20 protein-coding genes are annotated in these 16841 nt (G+C 39.5%); 11 read left to right on the forward strand and 9 right to left on the reverse strand.

The window, feature by feature from the left end; translation table 11 throughout:
* Window positions 1-4: 4 nt before the first annotated feature.
* Both BUC20_RS05960 and BUC20_RS05965 read right to left on the reverse strand, forming a co-directional pair.
* Window positions 5-1198: a FecR family protein gene (locus BUC20_RS05960; RefSeq protein WP_143166712.1), complete on the reverse strand. Its 1194-nt coding sequence runs from the start codon at window positions 1196-1198 to the stop codon at window positions 5-7.
* Window positions 1199-1289: 91 nt separating this feature from the next.
* Entirely contained in the window at window positions 1290-1889 is a 600-nt protein-coding gene (locus BUC20_RS05965) for an RNA polymerase sigma factor (protein ID WP_073228632.1), read from the reverse strand.
* Between the two features lie 207 nt (window positions 1890-2096).
* Here BUC20_RS05965 and BUC20_RS05970 point away from each other — a divergent pair, with 207 nt between their 5' ends.
* From BUC20_RS05970 to BUC20_RS06015, 10 genes are all read left to right on the forward strand, one after another.
* The gene (locus BUC20_RS05970) at window positions 2097-3326 is read left to right on the forward strand and encodes a TPR end-of-group domain-containing protein (RefSeq protein ID WP_073229526.1); all 1230 of its coding nucleotides are present in this window, start codon (window positions 2097-2099) and stop codon (window positions 3324-3326) included.
* A gap of 104 nt (window positions 3327-3430) precedes the next feature.
* Window positions 3431-3691 carry a helix-turn-helix domain-containing protein gene (locus tag BUC20_RS05975; RefSeq protein WP_073228636.1) on the forward strand — a complete coding sequence of 87 codons (261 nt, stop codon included), beginning with the start codon at window positions 3431-3433 and terminating at the stop codon, window positions 3689-3691.
* A 64-nt stretch (window positions 3692-3755) separates the two neighbouring features.
* Entirely contained in the window at window positions 3756-4661 is a 906-nt protein-coding gene (locus tag BUC20_RS05980; protein WP_073228639.1) for an NmrA family NAD(P)-binding protein, read from the forward strand.
* A gap of 81 nt (window positions 4662-4742) precedes the next feature.
* Window positions 4743-5663, forward strand: coding sequence for a helix-turn-helix domain-containing protein (locus tag BUC20_RS05985; RefSeq protein ID WP_073228641.1), 921 nt, complete (start codon window positions 4743-4745; stop codon window positions 5661-5663).
* A 341-nt stretch (window positions 5664-6004) separates the two neighbouring features.
* Window positions 6005-7324 (forward strand): paraquat-inducible protein A, encoded by a 1320-nt coding sequence (locus BUC20_RS05990; RefSeq protein ID WP_073228644.1) that lies wholly within the window; start codon window positions 6005-6007, stop codon window positions 7322-7324.
* A complete protein-coding gene (locus BUC20_RS05995; protein ID WP_073228647.1) occupies window positions 7311-8645 on the forward strand; it encodes a paraquat-inducible protein A in 1335 nt (444 codons plus the stop codon). The genes BUC20_RS05990 and BUC20_RS05995 overlap by 14 nt, the downstream gene beginning before the upstream one ends.
* The gene (locus tag BUC20_RS06000) at window positions 8617-9456 is read left to right on the forward strand and encodes a helix-turn-helix transcriptional regulator (RefSeq protein WP_073228650.1); all 840 of its coding nucleotides are present in this window, start codon (window positions 8617-8619) and stop codon (window positions 9454-9456) included. The genes BUC20_RS05995 and BUC20_RS06000 overlap by 29 nt, the downstream gene beginning before the upstream one ends.
* 69 nt (window positions 9457-9525) lie before the next feature.
* Window positions 9526-9885, forward strand: coding sequence for a DinB family protein (locus BUC20_RS06005; protein ID WP_073228653.1), 360 nt, complete (start codon window positions 9526-9528; stop codon window positions 9883-9885).
* 1 nt (window position 9886) lies between these two features.
* Window positions 9887-10201, forward strand: a complete 315-nt coding sequence (locus tag BUC20_RS06010; protein ID WP_073228656.1) for a DUF1330 domain-containing protein — start codon at window positions 9887-9889, stop codon at window positions 10199-10201.
* A 63-nt stretch (window positions 10202-10264) separates the two neighbouring features.
* Window positions 10265-11251 (forward strand): 2-hydroxyacid dehydrogenase, encoded by a 987-nt coding sequence (locus BUC20_RS06015; protein WP_073228659.1) that lies wholly within the window; start codon window positions 10265-10267, stop codon window positions 11249-11251.
* Window positions 11252-11440: 189 nt separating this feature from the next.
* On the opposite strand, the gene BUC20_RS06020 is transcribed toward BUC20_RS06015, so the two are convergent.
* The 7 genes from BUC20_RS06020 to BUC20_RS06050 all read right to left on the reverse strand — a co-directional run bounded on the left by BUC20_RS06020 (window position 11441) and on the right by BUC20_RS06050 (window position 16083).
* Window positions 11441-12400, reverse strand: a complete 960-nt coding sequence (locus BUC20_RS06020) for a hypothetical protein (protein WP_073228661.1) — start codon at window positions 12398-12400, stop codon at window positions 11441-11443.
* A gap of 82 nt (window positions 12401-12482) precedes the next feature.
* Complete coding sequence (locus BUC20_RS06025; protein ID WP_073228664.1) at window positions 12483-12824, reverse strand: TfoX/Sxy family protein; 342 nt, start codon at window positions 12822-12824, stop codon at window positions 12483-12485.
* Between the two features lie 68 nt (window positions 12825-12892).
* Window positions 12893-13267, reverse strand: a complete 375-nt coding sequence (locus BUC20_RS06030; RefSeq protein WP_073228666.1) for a VOC family protein — start codon at window positions 13265-13267, stop codon at window positions 12893-12895.
* A 73-nt stretch (window positions 13268-13340) separates the two neighbouring features.
* Entirely contained in the window at window positions 13341-14156 is an 816-nt protein-coding gene (locus BUC20_RS06035) for a helix-turn-helix transcriptional regulator (protein WP_073228668.1), read from the reverse strand.
* A gap of 23 nt (window positions 14157-14179) precedes the next feature.
* A complete protein-coding gene (locus BUC20_RS06040) occupies window positions 14180-14875 on the reverse strand; it encodes a hypothetical protein (RefSeq protein WP_073228670.1) in 696 nt (231 codons plus the stop codon).
* A 43-nt stretch (window positions 14876-14918) separates the two neighbouring features.
* Window positions 14919-15548, reverse strand: coding sequence for a DUF4304 domain-containing protein (locus BUC20_RS06045; RefSeq protein ID WP_084528568.1), 630 nt, complete (start codon window positions 15546-15548; stop codon window positions 14919-14921).
* A gap of 31 nt (window positions 15549-15579) precedes the next feature.
* Entirely contained in the window at window positions 15580-16083 is a 504-nt protein-coding gene (locus BUC20_RS06050; protein ID WP_073229532.1) for a hypothetical protein, read from the reverse strand.
* A gap of 164 nt (window positions 16084-16247) precedes the next feature.
* On the opposite strand from BUC20_RS06050, the gene BUC20_RS06055 reads away from it, so the two are divergent.
* The gene (locus tag BUC20_RS06055; protein WP_073228673.1) at window positions 16248-16838 is read left to right on the forward strand and encodes a hypothetical protein; all 591 of its coding nucleotides are present in this window, start codon (window positions 16248-16250) and stop codon (window positions 16836-16838) included.
* Window positions 16839-16841 lie beyond the last annotated feature (3 nt).

Below are 16841 nucleotides of genomic sequence, written 5' to 3' on the forward strand. Positions count from 1 at the left end.
TATATTATTGAATTATCAATTTGTTGTCGTCTGTCAGTTGGTATCTGACACGTGTTGCCCCCAGTATTTTTAAGGCCTGTCGTAGTGTTAAATCCTTTTGTATCTTTCCGGTAAAAGTGCCGGAAGGCTTAGTTCCTTCATATATAATTTCAATGTTGTACCACCTGGCCAGTTCCAGCATTACATCGCTGATATCTGCCTGGTTAAAATGGAACAAATTGTTTTTCCAGGCCAGAATATCCGCGAAGTTTACATTGTCGATGAGCTGTATCCCTTCAGAATCTGGCTGGCTGACAGCCTGCTGGTTCGGCTGTAGTAAAAGGTTCCGTTTCCCGGTACTTAACTTTATGCTGCCCTCCAGCAGTGTGGTTTTGTAACTGCCATTATCAGCGTAACTGTTTATATTGAAATGTGTTCCTAAAACCTCGATATTGGTTTTAGAATTTTCGATGTTTACGATGAATGGTTTCTGTGTATTTCTTGCGACTTCGAAATATGCTTCCCCTGATATGGCCACTGTTCTGGTTTTTCCGTTAAAGGTTACCGGATACTCAATACTACTGGCAGCGTTTAACCAAACTTTAGTACCATCAGACAAAGTGAGGTTGTATTGTCGTCCTAAAGGGGTCCGGATACTATTGAGGCTGTTTCCAGCAGGTTTTTTACCATCTAAATAAACAAGCTGTCCCTTACTGACTTTAATTTTTGAACCATCATGATTAATGATCGCCTCACTGTTACCCGCACTGTCCAGTAAAACTTCCCGTCCGTCTGACAGGACCAATATAGCCCCGGTTTGCCCGGGCTGGACATCTTTCTGGTTTACTTCGGCTATAGTTCTCTGGTTAATGCGCTCGCTAAAATTTTGGTGAAGCAAATAAGAACCGATCGCTATCATAACCGCAGCGGCAATACCGTATTTCAGGAACCTTATTTTTGGATGTTTAGCAATTGTTTTGACCTGAGGCGGCTTATCCAGGGATAAGATCTGGTTAACTTTGGCTTTGATTTCAGTTTCATCTACACTGACCTCCTCATCTTCCGGTTCCGTAAAAGTATTTATGGTTTCGGTGACCAGGGCTATTACTTCTTCATGTCCGGCTTCGTCCATAAGCTGAGACAGTTCCGCAGTCTCTTCAACAGACAACATATTGTTATAATATAGCTGCAATAAATCGAGGATTCTTTTTTTGTGCACGTGGTTAGTGGTTTAGTTTGGCAGGATTTTCATCCTAATCAGAGGTATGAATGCACTTTTTCGAACGACTACTATCGGGGCTTAGTTTTTTTTATAAAAATTCTAAGATGATCAGTATGCTGAGATGAACACCATAGCCAGATTTAGAAAGATCCTGGCGGATAGATTTTAGGGCTACCGTAAGGGTATTGTAAACGGTATTGATGGAGATATTTAGTTTTATTGCGATTTCCAGGGGGCTCAACCCCTCCTCTCTGCTTAAAACGTATATAGTTCGCCGTTGATGAGGCAGCCGTTCAACAGCCTGGTTAACTATTGCTTTTATTTCGGCAATTTCTATGTGCTTTGGCGTCAATATTTGCGTTTCACTTTCCAGGGATGACTTCAATCTGTCGGCCTTTGTTTTGATATGGAGCTCTTTTCTGATCAGCGTTAACGCTTCTGTACTCACCACCTTATAAATCCAGGCCTGGAAATTTTCTATTTCCATTAACCTGTCCCTATTGAGCCATACCCTTAAGAATGCTTCCTGTAAAATATCTAAAGTTGACTCTTCCTGACCCCGAACGGTTTTTAGCAGAAATTTGTGTAATTTTTGATAATAAAGGGTATATAAAACTTCAAATGCTTTTTCATTTCCATCTGCAACTGCACGAATAAGATCTGATTCGATGATTTTCACTTTGGTCATTGGAATAATACACCTTTTATCGGGGCAATATAGTCAAATTTCATGCAAAGGTAGCCACCGGGATTGCCAACAAGACCGATTACCTCACAAAGTAGCCTTTAAAATTATGGTGTAAAGCGTTGCCTTCTTTTCAGTTATCATGGTATGCAACCTTTTTCATAAAACCATCATCTATAGCTAAAACAAATGATGATGATAAAACTATCCATGAAAAAACTCCTTTTGGCAATTGGAATTTGCCTGATGGTAACTGTTGCTAATGCCCAGCAAGAGCAAACAGCAAGCGACTTCGAGGCCTATGCCGCAACGCTTACTAAAAACTTAAACGACTTAAATAATAAAAAAGATTATCAGGGCTTAATAACGGGTCTTGAAGCCTATGAAGCCAGGTATCAGCAATTGCCCGCATCGGTAAAACCGAAATATGCGGGAAATATGCCAGACAATTACTACAATTTGGCCTGTTTTTATGCATTAGTCAACAATAAAGATAAAGCAATCTCCAATTTTGGAAGAGCCGCTGCTGCCGGATATTCCAATTATCAACACATGGCAACTGATCCGGACCTAAACCTCTTGCGGAATGATCCAAAATTTAAAGTTTTTGCTCAACAAATAAGAGACCGGGGAGATTTTGGGTATATTCTTAAAAAAGCGGGCAAGTATCAGGTACAACCCGAACAAAAATCATCACCTTTTACCTATCAGAATGCTTCTGATTCAAACTTAATTGCTTTTCGCAAGCTATTTAATCTGGATTCTATTGCCGGAGCTGGTACTGAAATCAGCAAATTTAAAAATCTTTTAAATTGGGCGCACAATGTGGTAAAGCATGATGGAAGTTCATCCAATCCACAAGCTCAAAATGCGATCGATCTTATCGCGATCGCCAAAAAGGAAAACAGAGGTTTTAATTGCAGGATGATGGCAACTATTCTTAAAGATGCTTATCAGGCGATGGGCTATTTTTCCCGCGTGGTGACCTGCATGCCAAAAGATACAGCAGATTCTGATTGCCATGTAATTAACGTGGTATGGTCTAAAGAAAAGAAAAAGTGGTTGTGGATGGACCCTACATTTAATGCTTACGTGAGCAATGACAAGGGCGAATTACTTAGCATTGAAGAAGTAAGAAGTAGCTTGATTGCCGAAAAACCATTGGTACTGAATGAAGATGCGAACTGGAATAATCAGATGAAACAAACAAAAGCAAATTATCTGGACCATTACATGTCGAAAAATCTGTATTGGATTCAGGTATCGACAAAAAGCGAATGGAATCTGGAGACCAGCGCTGTAGAAAAAAAAGTGAGCTACATCAACCTATATCCCAGTCAGTATACCACGCTTAAAGGCTTAAAAGTTTCTTCTGGAAATCTGATCAAATATGCCACAAATGATCCGGCTTATTTCTGGCAAGCACCTGATAAATTATAAAAAGTGCCAGTTGCAATAACAGATGTATTATCATAGATTTGCCGCCCAAATGAACTAAGGACGCAGAGCGTCCTGAATACTTTAAACAATTACAATAAACATAAATGGAAGAAAACGATTTTGTATCCATCTGGTTGGAAGAAAACGGAAACCCCGCTATAGAGGAATTAACGCAACTAAATCTGGACCTGGCCAGTAAAACTGTAAAAACCTTAGCCGACAAAGGCCTTTCAGAAAATGACCTTGCGATCTCCATGGACATCAATCCTGACGAGATCAAAAGGTGGTTGACGGGCAGGCATTCGTTCAGTATAAAGACCATAAAGGAAATCTCTGGCACCTTGGCAGATTATACTACAACATAGCGACTTTTGGCTACATTCGTCTTGTTCATTGTCCGGACTTTTGAATCAACAAAAAAGAACAAATATGAACATCGTACTCACAGGATCACTTGGGAACATTGGCAGGCTACTCACAGAAACGTTGGTAAGCAATGGCCATACTGTCACTGTTATCAGCAGCAATGCAAAACGTCAGAAAAACATTGAACTCCTTGGCGCAAAAGCCGCCATTGGCAACTTACAGGATGTAGATTTCTTAGCAAAAATCTTCAAAGGTGCGGATATCGTTTACCTTATGGAAACAATGGAGGCTGCCGGTGATATGTTTGATAAATCGGTTGACTTTATCAGCGACATTACTAAAATCGGCAAAAATTACAAAGAGGCTGTAGAACGCTCCAGGGTACAGCAGCTGATCCACCTCAGCAGCATCGGCGCGCATACTGACACAGGAACCGGAATCATCCGTTTCCACCACAATGTAGAGACCATTCTTCGACAACTCCCGGCCAACATCGCGATCAAGTTCATTCGCCCGGTCAGCTTTTACATCAACTTGTTTTCTTCCATTCATAACATCAAGTCTAAAGGGGCAATCATTTCCAATTACGGTGGTGATGTCAAAGAGCCATGGGTCTCGCCAAAAGATATTGCGGCAGTCATTGCCGAAGAGGTGGACAAAGAATTTGAGGGCAAAACAATACGTTATGTTGCAAGTGATGAGGTTTCGCCAAATGAGATTGCCAGTGCTTTGGGCGAAGCCATCGGCAAACCCGATTTGAAATGGCTGGTCATTCCAAGCCAACAGCTGCTGGATAACTGGCTAAGCATTGGCTTTAATGAACAGGTGGCTAAAGGCTTTGTTGAGCTGCAGGAAAGCCAGGGGAGCGGCAGGCTTTACGACGATTATCATCTGCACAAACCCTCACTAGGCAAAGTGAAGCTGAAAGATTTTGCCAAAGATTTTGCCGAAGCTTATGCAATGGAATAAAGGACTGGTGTAATTGTTCCATTAAACAGTATTTATTAATTTAGGACAAAAGGTACTGCAAGAAGAGTAGCAGCTAAGCGCATGAGAAAAATTAAAAAACTTAAGACGATTAAAGAGTTTCATCAAACCAGAAGTCTTAATCCGCCAGAGCATCCCTTAATCAGCATCGTGGATTATGCGGAGGTAAAGCTGCTACCAGAATACTTTGAATGCAAGTGGACTTTTGATTTTTATTTTATATCACTTAAGAAAAATATTGACGGCAAAGTAACGTACGGCCAGCAGTCTTATGATTTTGACGAAGGCGTTATGTTCTTTATTGCTCCGGGCCAGGTATTCGGTATAGAACAGATCACCGGTACACCAGCCAATAAATCCGGGTGGATGTTGCTCATCCACCCGGATTTTCTTTGGAATACCTCATTGGCTAAAGGCATAAAGAAATATGAATTTTTCAGCTATACGATCCATGAGGCGCTGTTTGTATCCAAAAAGGAAGAAGACATCCTGATGGGGATCATCAGTAACATTGAGCGGGAATACCATGCTAACATTGACAAATTTAGTCAGGGGATTATTATTTCTCAGATAGAGACCCTGTTGAATTACTCAGAGCGTTTTTACAATCGCCAGTTTATTACCCGAAAACGGGCCGCTCACCAAATGCTGGATCAGCTGGAATTATTATTTGCAGATTATTTCAGTGATGATGTCCCCAGCAAAAAAGGCCTGCCTACGGTTCAATATTTTGCGGAAAGGTTACATCTGTCGCCGAAATATTTAAGCACTATGCTCAAAACGCTGACAGGGCAAACTGCTCAGCAGTTTATCCATGGGAATCTGATAGAATTGGCCAAAGAGAAATTATCAGTCACCGACCTGAACGTAAGCGAAATAGCTTACAAATTGGGCTTTGAGTATTCCCAGTCCTTTAACAAACTATTCAAAAGTAAAACCTCCCTTACACCGCTGGAGTTCCGAAAGTCATTTGATCTGAACTGAAACAATACCTGGAAGCCAGACAAGAGCCATTTCCACTATACACAAAAAACAAAATAAAGCATTATCATCTATCTATCGACAAAGGTTGCCACCTCCTTGTCTGTCTTCAATTCTACCCTATCGATTAGCTGTTCAGCAAAGGCTTCATCTATGCTGGTCAGTAGCAACAGATACCTCGGCTCCTATCCATAGGCCAAAATCGCTGAAGAAATAGCTCCGGAAGCTTGATGTTATTAATTTAATTAACGTGAATTTAAAACAATTGCCAATTCGGCTTTGTTGAATACAACTAATTGCTCACCGATTAGATTATAGAAAAACAACAGCTCATCAGACTGCCGATGCATGAAATTAAAACCTTCGGGAACAAAACGATCCTTTCAAAACTCCTGCTGATTTTTGGTCTTGCAGTTTTATTATGTGCTGAAGGGTATTTTGGTTACCAGTTACACCAGCTTTCGGAACAGCAGGAAGAGATCAAAGAAGACTATTCCAATATCAACAACATTAGCTCAGGACTGTTCTCTGTGGAGCAATGGCGGGATAAAGTAGCTGCGATTGCAAGTCATCAAATCCGTGATTTCACGCTTAGCGCAAAACAAAAGAAAGAACTTCAGAAGGAGGTTGAGCAAATCATCATCGCATTGATTGATAAGGCGGAAGCGCTGATCAACAAACCCAAAAAGACCCTCGATGGTAAAATCAAGAAGTTTATCGTTAAAAATTTCGTAGATACGGATGACTTCAGAAAAAAGGCTCCTTCTTTTGCCAAAGAAATCATTGCCAAAGTTTATAATCCCAGGAATAAAAAGGAGCTCAGCAAAATGGCAATGTCCAAGTTTGATGCGCTGGAACGTGCGGAATACCTGGACAGTACGGTAGCTGCAACAAAGGCTGCCTCTGAAAAAATCTATCTCAAATATAAGGCATCTTCGAATGAGGAATTAAATACGAAACTGACTTCCTCATTGTCGCGCATCAGGACTTTAACCTACAATTACTCCTTCGCCATGTTGGGTTGTATCGTCATCGTTTTATCGTTATGGTGGATATTAAGGAAACGGATTGATTTGCATGCGCCTCTTTTTATCATGTCATTGATGTTCGCATTCATTTTGCTTTTTATAGGTTTAACGGCCTCTATGATAGAGGTCGATGCACGCATCAAAGCACTCGATTTTGTGCTGCTGGGTGAACATGTGGTTTTTGAGAACCAGGTATTGTTCTTTCAGAGTAAAAGTATCCTGGACGTGGTGAGTGTATTGATTAAGCAATCAGCTATGGATTCGGTCCTGGTGGGGATTTTGATATTGATTTTCAGCATCCTCTTCCCTATCATGAAGCTGAGCGCTACCGGCATCCACCTCCTGAGTAAAAAGAAAATTGCCAGGAACAGGATCATCCGGTATTTTGCCTTCCAGTCGGGCAAGTGGAGCATGGCAGATGTCATCGTGATCGCAATACTGATGGTTTACATCGGTTTAAACGGATTATTAGATAGCCAGTTGAAGAGCCTGAATATAAAAAGCGATGATTTAAATGTCATCACCACCAACAATACTGCACTCCAGCCAGGATTTATCATATTCATCAGTTTTGTATTATATGGCCTGATTTTGTCGACCATCTTAAAATTCATTTCTCCTCATGAAAGCCACTAGAAAGATAGTCCTTCCCAACATTTTACTTCTGGTTGGCCTGAGTCTGCTGCTTTGCGGAGAGACTTGGTTTGGATACCGTATTACTACGCTTTCCAGTCAGCAGGAAGAAATCAAAGCCGATTACAGCGCCTCCAACAACATCACCTTCGGCATCTTATCTGTAGACCAATGGCGTGAGAAAATGGCCGATGTGGTGGAGGGAAAGGTGAATGAGTTTAACATGACGGCTCTGCAAAAAAAAGAGCTTCAGAAAAAGGTAGAGAAACAATTAAACCATCTCGTTGACAAGGCCGTAGGTGAAGCAAACAAACCACAGAAAGGCATTGGCGGTAAGCTCAAAAAACTGGCTTTCAATGCCTTGGTTGATGCCGAGGAAATCCAGGCCGAGGTACCCGCTTTTGCCGCTACCATCGTGAACAGGATCAATAAACCAGCAAGCAAGAAAAGGCTCAAAAACATCATCACAAGCAAAGTTAACCAGCTGGAGAAGGAAACTTTCGACAATACTGAACCCGCCAGTGTTACGGTAAAAAGACACGTTTATAAAAAATACCATGTCAACAATTCTGTGGCTTTTGAGAAAACCATCAATTCGCAGCTTACCAACATACAATCAGCCATGTATAAGTATACTTACGCTATGATTGGTTGTGTGCTGCTGGCCCTTTGCCTCTGGTTTTTACTTAGAAAACAAGTACGTCTTCATACCACGTTATATATCCTCTCTCTTTTATTCGCCTTTGTGCTCTTATTGGTTGGCATCACAGCTACGATTATAGAAGTTGATGCCCGGATTCAGTCATTGAGCTTTACACTGCTCAGCGAAAAGTTAGCTTTTACCAACCAGGTGTTATTTTTTCAAAGTAAGAGCATCACCGGGGTAGTTACATCATTAGTTGAACAGCCTAAACCGGATGCCGTACTGGTGGGCATCCTCATCCTGCTTTTCGTAATCATTCTGCCTGTGCTCCGAATGATTGGCAAAGGTATTCTGATATGGGGCAGGGATAAATACGCCGAAAATAAACTGATCAGGTTTTTAGCCTTGGATTTAGGCAAATGGGACATGGCAGATGTCATGGTTGTTGGTATTGGGATGACTTATATTGGCTTAAACGGAATCTTACAAAGTCAGCTTTCAGACCTGAATATTCAAGAGGAATTGCTTTCTACGGTAACACAAAATAATACCTCATTACAACCAGGCTATTATATTTTTGTAACTTATGTGGTCTATGCCTCGGTATTGTCAATGATCTTAAAGCGCATCAACCCATTAAAAAACAATAAAAATGGAAGCCAGGATACAAACACTATATGATTCAGAAATTTGTGTCGTGCATAATTTTCTATGCCGTTGCGTGAATTGTACGGTCTCTGATAAAGAACATCAGGACAATTTTGTGATCGCTTACATAAGAACCGGAAATTTCCAATTCAAGGTATTTAGAAATAATCTGGATGCTTACCATGGTTTTTTCCTGATCAATAAGCCTGGATATGAATACAGGGTTGGCCATGATCATAAGTTTCCCGACGAATGTACCATCTTTACGATTTCAGAACATAGCTTAGCACAATTGAAGGAACAAGTTGGTGCACTGTCCTGGTTTTTCGGCAATCCGGATATTCAATCTGTTTTAGTTAAGGCAACCCCTGAAACAGAATACCTGCATCACTGCATATTTCAACTTTTACAAACCGCCCGTTTACCCAGGCTCTGGGTTGAAACGCTGATGACGGAGCTTTTTGTTCAGGTACTTTTAACGCATGAAAAACCAGCACTGCCTCCCTTGCTAACCGTTAAACAAAAAAAGAACTACCTGCCAACTATTGAAACGGTTAAGCAATTCATAAATGAAAATTTTACTGCAGATCTTTCTTTGTCAGAACTTGCAGAATTGGGTTACCTCAGCCCTTTCCATTTTAACCGCCTCTTTAAACAGATCACTACAGTTTCCCCCTACCAATATTTACTGCGCGTGCGTTTAAAACATGCCCATCTTCAACTTTGCAACACTTCGACCCCCGTTTCGGACATCGCTTTCCTGGCAGGATTTAACAGTTTGGTCCATTTTTCTGCAGCATACAAGAAAATGTACGGGATGCCCCCCTCTTCTGCCCGAAAGTAAAAAGCGCAATTTTCCTTAAATCTTATCCAAACCCAGAGACTAGCTTTGTTTTCACAAAAAATACATTTTATGAAAACTCAATTATTATCAAGACTGGAACAGGCTAAAAACTACACTTTGAGTGTCGCGGAAATGATGCCTGAAGCGCTGTATCATTTTAAACCGGCAGATCCCATCTGGAATTTCAAGGAACTCATGCACCATATCGGGTATGGCTTACATTGGTATGGAGACAATTACCTTAAAAAGAAAGACACCGCATGGATGCCTCCCCTTCCAACAGAAGACAAAACTGAAACTATGGCTTATCTGGATGCCGCATTTGACGCTTTACAGGTAGACATCGCGCACAAGCAACAGTTTATCTGCGTTGCAACGGAATTGTACCACCCGAATATATCTATTAATCATTTAACCAAACTCAATTAATATGGCAGTGTATTATATAAACAGCTACGATATTATAGACACAGAACTATACCAGGAATACGGCCCGAAAGTATATCCGATACTGTTGCGGTATGGCGCAGAAGTTTTAGCCTCAGATACCACTCCAATAGTTCTGGAGGGCCAGGCCAGAAAGATGAATGCAATTGTAAAATTCCCATCAGAAGAAGCGGCTCTAAATTGCTATAATGATGAAGAATACCAGGCTGTAAAGGCAATCAGAATAAATTCAACCGCCAATTGCACAATGGTTTTGGTCAGAGAATTTAGTATAAACCTACCGAATGCAAATGAGTAGGAATTGAGTCAGTTCATCGTATCTTGCGGTTAATATAGCGTACCTTACCCGAAACCACCAATTATGAAAATTGCAATATTCAGTTGCTGTAAGTATGACCAGGATTTTCTACAGGAATACAATACTGGTCATGATCTGACTTTTTTTGAATCTGCACTCACGCTACAGAATGCAGCACTGACCAAAGGCTTCGATGCGCTCTGTTTATTCGTAAATGACAGTGCAGACCGGGATGTCCTCTATGCATTAAAAGCGAATGGTATAAGACTTATTCTACTAAGATGCGCGGGGTTTAACAACGTTGATATTACTGTTGCAGCTGAGCTGGGAATTAAGGTGCTCCGGGTTCCTGCCTATTCTCCGGAAGCTGTGGCTGAACATGCAATGGCAATGATCCTCACACTTAACCGTAAAACACATAAGGCCTATAACAGAGTCAGGGAAGGGAATTTCTCCCTCGAGGGGCTTATTGGGTTTAACCTGCACAACTGCAAAGTGGCGCTGATCGGAACCGGGAACATTGGTAAGGCATTTTACAGAATATTAAAAGGATTCGGGTGCAGGATTGTTGCCTATGATCCATACCCGGATCCTAGCCTTGTTGAGGAGGGTTTGTCTTATGGCAGTCTGGAAGAGACACTAAAAGAAGCCGAGGTTGTATCATTACACTGCCCTCTGTCTGAAGACACTCAGCATATGATCAATGCAAATACGCTTAAACTATTTAAGAAGGGCGCAATGTTGATCAACACCAGCCGTGGAGGACTCATTGACACGCAAGACGTAATCGAAGCACTGAAGTCAGCTCAACTTGGTTATCTTGGGCTCGACGTTTATGAACAGGAATCGAAACTTTTCTTCCATGACCTTTCCGGGGACATTATACAGGACGATTTGATATCAAGACTTATTTCCTTTCCAAATGTGCTGATCACCTCCCATCAGGGCTTTTTCACGAGAGAGGCGATGCAGCAAATCGCAGAAATTACATTTGGAAATGCAGATGCATTTGAATCTGGATTACCTCTTATTAATGAAGTAAAAGCTTAAACTTTATTGTTCTACATATTCCAGGGCAAATTGTACCCAGTCTTTTACGCTCTTGTCCAGGTAAATATCTGGTTGGAGACCAATGTTATTAATTGGATAATATTGAGTATCCCAAAGAAAACCATAACCGATGATTAAAAATTGTAAAAATCATTCCTCTTTAAGAACTCATTCCCCTGCATATCGTGATTAGGGCACAGGCATTTTTTTACCATATCTTGTGATGGCATAACCATCAAATTTAATCAACTCCATTTCTGCCCGCTCATCTGGCTGATGATAATAAAGGTTATATAATTGATGGACATCAGACTGAGGATTTTTCTTTTTAAACGTTGAGGTAATGGCTGATTGCTTGATGACATCTTTACTTTTTTCTACAAGTGTGGCCAATTTCCCATTTCCATAAATTTTCAGCTCACAACGATCTTTGGGTAATAATGAAAATGTATTGGATAAAATGGCTTTTCTTTCATTAAGCACCCATTCATGTTTCATTCCGCGAAGTTGTGCGGTTTCATATTCGGCTTTTTGAATGGCTTTAACCACCTGGTCATCTTTTTTACTGTTCAGGTCATCAGTTAACTGCTTCATAGCATTATAAAGTTTATCAAGTAATTCCGGAGAATTTTTTAGTGGTACAGACTTATCCGAAGAAATTAACTGTACGGGTATTTTGGCCTTAAATTTTATGGTTTTTGCAAAGTAACCTTTCCTTAAATCGTCTTGCGAAAGGCCATCACTCCTTAATTCGTACTCAATTAGTTTCTTATTTTCAGGCTCAGTCCACGCTGATGCAATTACAGATAAATTTACTGTTGACTTAAACAATATGATCTTCAAAATTGGGCTTTCCTGTTTCTTGTAATTTTTTAAATCAATCAGGATTTTTAATTCTTGTTCTCCACTCCTATTAATGGCAATATCAACAAATGCGGGCATGTTCGTTCCGAAAAATTCATAACCTTTTAAAATCGGGTAATCGTTAACCGAGATTTCCGTCGGGAGATAGAATGTGGTTTGTATACCATATGCTCTTCTGTCCGGATCATATTTCAGTTTATTCAAAAACTCTGTGTTGACAATTTCTTGTCCGTTGCAGGATGTAAATGCCAACAAAGCCAGAATGATCAGGTAGTATTTCTTCATGTGGAAATTGAATAAAAGCGATTAAATATAAAAAATAGTTTTAGGTCAGATACAAACAGGATCACCAGATTTAACGGGATTTTCACTTCTTTGATGATTTCGCTACTTTATTGAATTCAAGACATAAGTTTACAAAATATTCAAAGTCAGTTTTTGCTTTAATTCCCTCGGGATGTATGTAACAATAACCTTTATACTCTTTTCCTTTCATCAGCATCGTTTCATAACCCTGTTTTTCTGCAATTTCTTCCTGTAATTTCGGATCGAAACGACACATTAAGTTCTCTCCGCTTACACAAACGCAGGTTTTCCCGTTGACCATAAAATTCAGAACATTAAACATTTTCTTTTCTTCAATTTCCAAATCCGGTATTTCAGCCAGATATGCTCTTATTCTGTCTGCAAGTTTGATGTCGTAAGCCATATTTTTAAATGATTAGGTATTGTTTGTTAAAATTAAGGTGCCAAATAAACTGAGTTTGGCACCTCAGATTATTGTCTTGAATGAAGCCCGATCGTATTGCCTTCTGTATCGATGATGAGAGATACAAATCCAAACGCTCCTATGGACATTTTAGGTGTAATAATTTTTCCACCGGCATCTTCCACCCGGGCCTCCTCGGTAGTACAATCACTGGAAACAAAGTAAACGATCGTATTATTTCCATTTGCAGGCCTATCTTCTTTTTCAACTAGTGCACCTGAAATATTCAGGCCTTCATAGTCTGAAGGAAAGGCTGATTGTTTCCCCCACTCCACTGGAAAATCAACAAGCTGTATATTGAATACTGTTTCATAGAATTTTTTTGCACGTGTTAAGTTTGATACATTGATATCAAACCACCCAACTGGATTTACATTTGCCATGATTTTATTATTTTAGGTTCGACAGCAAAATTAGATGGAGTCCGGCACCTGAAATTGTAAAAATGCGACAAGGCTAATCCGTACCATCAAAAATCAAAGACATCTTTAAAAGATCCCCATAAAATTCTTTGGGTGTAATTCCCGTAAACTCTTTGAAATCCTTAATAAAATGTGCCTGGTCGTAATATTCATTTTCGTAAGCCAGAGTGGTAAGGTTGGTCACTTTTTTGCTCAGCAAAGTTTTGAGTGTGGTCTGCAGTCTGATTGTCTTGGAAAGTTGTTTGGGGCTTAAACCAATGGCCGATGAAAATTTGCGTTCTAACTGCCTGCGGTTGACATTTGTTTGTCTGGAAAGCTCATCCACAGAAAGTTGTCCATTTGCCGTCAAGATCGTTTCGACCGTTGATTTAACGATTTGGTCAACAGTTGCTGTATCCCTCAGCTGGTCGAATAAGAATGTCTCAATAAGATTGATTCTTTCCGATGTGGAGTTGGCATTTAAAATCTTTTGCCCGATTTCCTGTCCCCTTGTCCCAAATAACTGTTCTAATGGAATCGCCGTATTTTCCATTTCCCTTATCGGAATGGTTGCAAAAGGTAAAAATCCATTCGGATGAAAACAGACAAAAAAAATGCCTGTTTCACCTGTTGGTTCCACTTCAAAAGGTCCGGTCAGCTGCCCTATGACGAAGCATCTTGGCAGGAAAACACTATTTCCGTTTTCGGTGTATTGTTTGTACAAATCGCCATGGTGAAAAATCATCTTCATACAGCCATCGGGCACGATGGCGTTTTTTTTCGGTGTTTTTTCTTTGGGGCTTTCCAATGTCCAATAACATTTGACAAGCGAGGCTAAGTCATTGTTCGGTTCAAATATCTGATAGTTCATTGGATTTTCATTTTTATGGCTTTCTATTTTGATAATTCTTCAATCCGGTCCATGATATGCTGGCTTTTGTTCTGGAGTTGTTTCTGGTAGCCCATCGAAATGCTATTCTTATAAATCAGGTCAAAACGGATCCAGAATCCGGGCTCTTTAAAAAAATATTTAGGTTGGGTATCTGAATGGATCACAAAATCAAATTTAAATTCATCCAAAAAGGATTCGTGGATAGGGTTTATATCTTTTAATCCACCTTCTTTAATCAGGCTGATTTGTAGTTGATGATGATCGAAACCAGGCAAATAAAATTTGAAAGAACGATAATCCCTGGTAAGGTAATGAATTGCATCCTCAAAGCGATTAAAGGAAACGACATTTAGGCTGTGCCTTGGAAGAACGAATACACTTCCTGCCTTTTTCCTGGTTACACAAATTATGTCACCATTAAAGCTACGGCCTATCTGAATGGCGTTTAAAAGGTCTTCAGCTGTAAACATTTCATCCAATTCCCATAAATCCGTATCATCTTTAAATGTTTCGGGGATCACTATTTCGTCAGGATAATGAATAACCACCTCTTCACAATACGTTCCTGCTCCATATTCTTCCAGAAATCTGAGATAATCTAAAGGTAGAATTTCTAAAATCCCTTTATTGATATTGCTTGTTTTTACTCTTCTTTGTGGGTCAAGCAAATTTGTTGTTAATGCTATTTTTTCAGTCATTTATGTCCTGCTAAACTATGGATGCAGCCCTGCTTTTATAAACTTAATCATCGTTTAAAATGGCTGCAATGGTTTCCTTGCTGTTGTTATCCTTTAATACCTCTGTTAAATTGTTTTCAAATATAGCCCATCGCTTTTCGGCCCCAAAGGTCCGGTGGAGTTGTTTTACAAATTGCTTTAATTGTGTTTTTCGTTCAGTCAGCAGTAAATATTTAAATAGTTCCCTGTAATTGTTTAGCCCATTTTTCTCTATCATCAAATCTATCAGGTCATTTGTTGAAGTGATGTTGTTAAACATTGCAATGGCAGCTTTGAGATCCTCATCAAGTTTCAAACCTAAGGTATTCAAATCTGTCTCCTGAGTAATCACATATCCATCGTTCGTAGATTCAACAATGGAAGAAATTCGCTTTCTAAAATAACATTCGGATTCTTTGGGATCAAGGCCTGTTGTCTTCCCAATTACACGGTCAATATTAGTGGAATGGATGCCACAGTTAATATAAAATTTTGTCTCTTGAGCCGAGTTCCCCTGGCTGTTTTGAAAGTTAAACAGAAAGATCAGGTCTTCTTTTTTTCTATAAAAATTCATCCCGTTTTTACTAAAGCCCTCTTCTTTTAATAAGGGTTTAACTATGCCGGCAATCATTTGATTAAATTTCTCTTTCATCATCGTTTACATCTTTCATTCAGCCCCTTTCAAATTAATTTTTCTCAATTACCACATCAGTAATTTCGTATGAAAAATTATCCTTATTCCGTTCTCCTTCAGGCTTTTTAAACTCAGCATAATTAACCGTTCCGGTAATTTTAAATTCAGGATGTTCATCAAGGTTATATTTTTCAGCGTTCTTATCAAAGACATAAAAGTTCTTCAGTGTGTATTTCTTTTGGTCTGCGGCCATATCCAGTAATGCGCTATTTGCAGAAGTCCCCAGGTTCAGGATCACACCAGATACATTGTGTTTGTCCGAACTCATGGCATGGGCTTTCACCACAAAAGACATGGGAATGGTTTTAGACCTGCCCGATTGAAACATAAAGTAAGGTGCATCAAATTCACCTACAAGTTCTATTTTTTTACCCTGATACTCATATCCGGATTCCATGGCTTGAACAAGCTTTACGGAATCGTTGCCGCAAGAAGACAATAAAAAGAGAAATAACGAGGTTAAGATCAGGGAAGAGGTAGTTTGTTTTGCTTTCATGGCTTTAATTTTATAATGAATTTTATGATTCATAATTTATTATTCTAAAATAACCAATATCTTTCGTTTTTAAACCAACCCAGTTCACATCCGTAGAAAACCAATTGAAATCCGTGGAATAACATTCAGGATCTGGAAGAATAAATATTGTAATTCAAATACCTATGGAGGATTTAATCCGGAAATTTCATTTAAGAAAAAAAATTGTAATGACCGCTATGGTCACTTTTTTTGTGATTGTCGCTTCAGCTTTTTTCATTTCATCTGTAACAGATACTTTGTCTATAGGAAGAACTGTACTTGGGGAGGAAAGGTACAGTGCCAGAATGAATGACAGCTATTTATTTGCCGGGATGATACTATTACTGACCCTACCTATGCTCTTACCGATCAACCAGTTTTTTGAAAAATACCTTAAAACGATCCGAACGCTTTCTAAAACGGAGGTAGAAAGACTGGAAAAACAAAATGAAACTGCTTTCTTTATAAATAAATATTTACCATCATACATTGTAAAAGATAAATCATTTATTTTCTTCAAATTTTTCGGAACGACTGAAATTCCGTTTATGGAGGTGACAAAAATTAAGATATCACCGGTCAGCTACAAAGGTGGCTACTCTATTTCTTTCAAAACCAATGCTTCTCTTTTTTATTATACATTTTCAGAAACACCTGAAAACCTATCGCTCATTGCCGATTATGCATTGGAAGTAAACCCAAACATCAATGTTTCTGCAATTCTCAGGCGATGAAAG

It is taken from the genome of Pedobacter caeni, assembly GCF_900129215.1.
Taxonomy (GTDB): domain Bacteria; phylum Bacteroidota; class Bacteroidia; order Sphingobacteriales; family Sphingobacteriaceae; genus Pedobacter; species Pedobacter caeni.

Coding starts and splice junctions, on each gene's coding strand:
- BUC20_RS06030 (WP_073228666.1), bottom strand. CDS start 13,267: ATGGCAAATGTAAATCCAGTTGGGTGGTTTGATATCAATGTATCAAAC.
- BUC20_RS05985 (WP_073228641.1), top strand. CDS start 4,743: ATGAGAAAAATTAAAAAACTTAAGACGATTAAAGAGTTTCATCAAACC.
- BUC20_RS06050 (WP_073229532.1), bottom strand. CDS start 16,083: ATGAAAGCAAAACAAACTACCTCTTCCCTGATCTTAACCTCGTTATTT.
- BUC20_RS05975 (WP_073228636.1), top strand. CDS start 3,431: ATGGAAGAAAACGATTTTGTATCCATCTGGTTGGAAGAAAACGGAAAC.
- BUC20_RS06015 (WP_073228659.1), top strand. CDS start 10,265: ATGAAAATTGCAATATTCAGTTGCTGTAAGTATGACCAGGATTTTCTA.
- BUC20_RS06025 (WP_073228664.1), bottom strand. CDS start 12,824: ATGGCTTACGACATCAAACTTGCAGACAGAATAAGAGCATATCTGGCT.
- BUC20_RS06040 (WP_073228670.1), bottom strand. CDS start 14,875: ATGACTGAAAAAATAGCATTAACAACAAATTTGCTTGACCCACAAAGA.
- BUC20_RS05995 (WP_073228647.1), top strand. CDS start 7,311: ATGAAAGCCACTAGAAAGATAGTCCTTCCCAACATTTTACTTCTGGTT.
- BUC20_RS05965 (WP_073228632.1), bottom strand. CDS start 1,889: ATGACCAAAGTGAAAATCATCGAATCAGATCTTATTCGTGCAGTTGCA.
- BUC20_RS06000 (WP_073228650.1), top strand. CDS start 8,617: ATGGAAGCCAGGATACAAACACTATATGATTCAGAAATTTGTGTCGTG.
- BUC20_RS06010 (WP_073228656.1), top strand. CDS start 9,887: ATGGCAGTGTATTATATAAACAGCTACGATATTATAGACACAGAACTA.
- BUC20_RS06045 (WP_084528568.1), bottom strand. CDS start 15,548: ATGATGAAAGAGAAATTTAATCAAATGATTGCCGGCATAGTTAAACCC.
- BUC20_RS05990 (WP_073228644.1), top strand. CDS start 6,005: ATGCATGAAATTAAAACCTTCGGGAACAAAACGATCCTTTCAAAACTC.
- BUC20_RS06020 (WP_073228661.1), bottom strand. CDS start 12,400: ATGAAGAAATACTACCTGATCATTCTGGCTTTGTTGGCATTTACATCC.
- BUC20_RS05970 (WP_073229526.1), top strand. CDS start 2,097: ATGAAAAAACTCCTTTTGGCAATTGGAATTTGCCTGATGGTAACTGTT.
- BUC20_RS06055 (WP_073228673.1), top strand. CDS start 16,248: ATGGAGGATTTAATCCGGAAATTTCATTTAAGAAAAAAAATTGTAATG.
- BUC20_RS06035 (WP_073228668.1), bottom strand. CDS start 14,156: ATGAACTATCAGATATTTGAACCGAACAATGACTTAGCCTCGCTTGTC.
- BUC20_RS05980 (WP_073228639.1), top strand. CDS start 3,756: ATGAACATCGTACTCACAGGATCACTTGGGAACATTGGCAGGCTACTC.
- BUC20_RS06005 (WP_073228653.1), top strand. CDS start 9,526: ATGAAAACTCAATTATTATCAAGACTGGAACAGGCTAAAAACTACACT.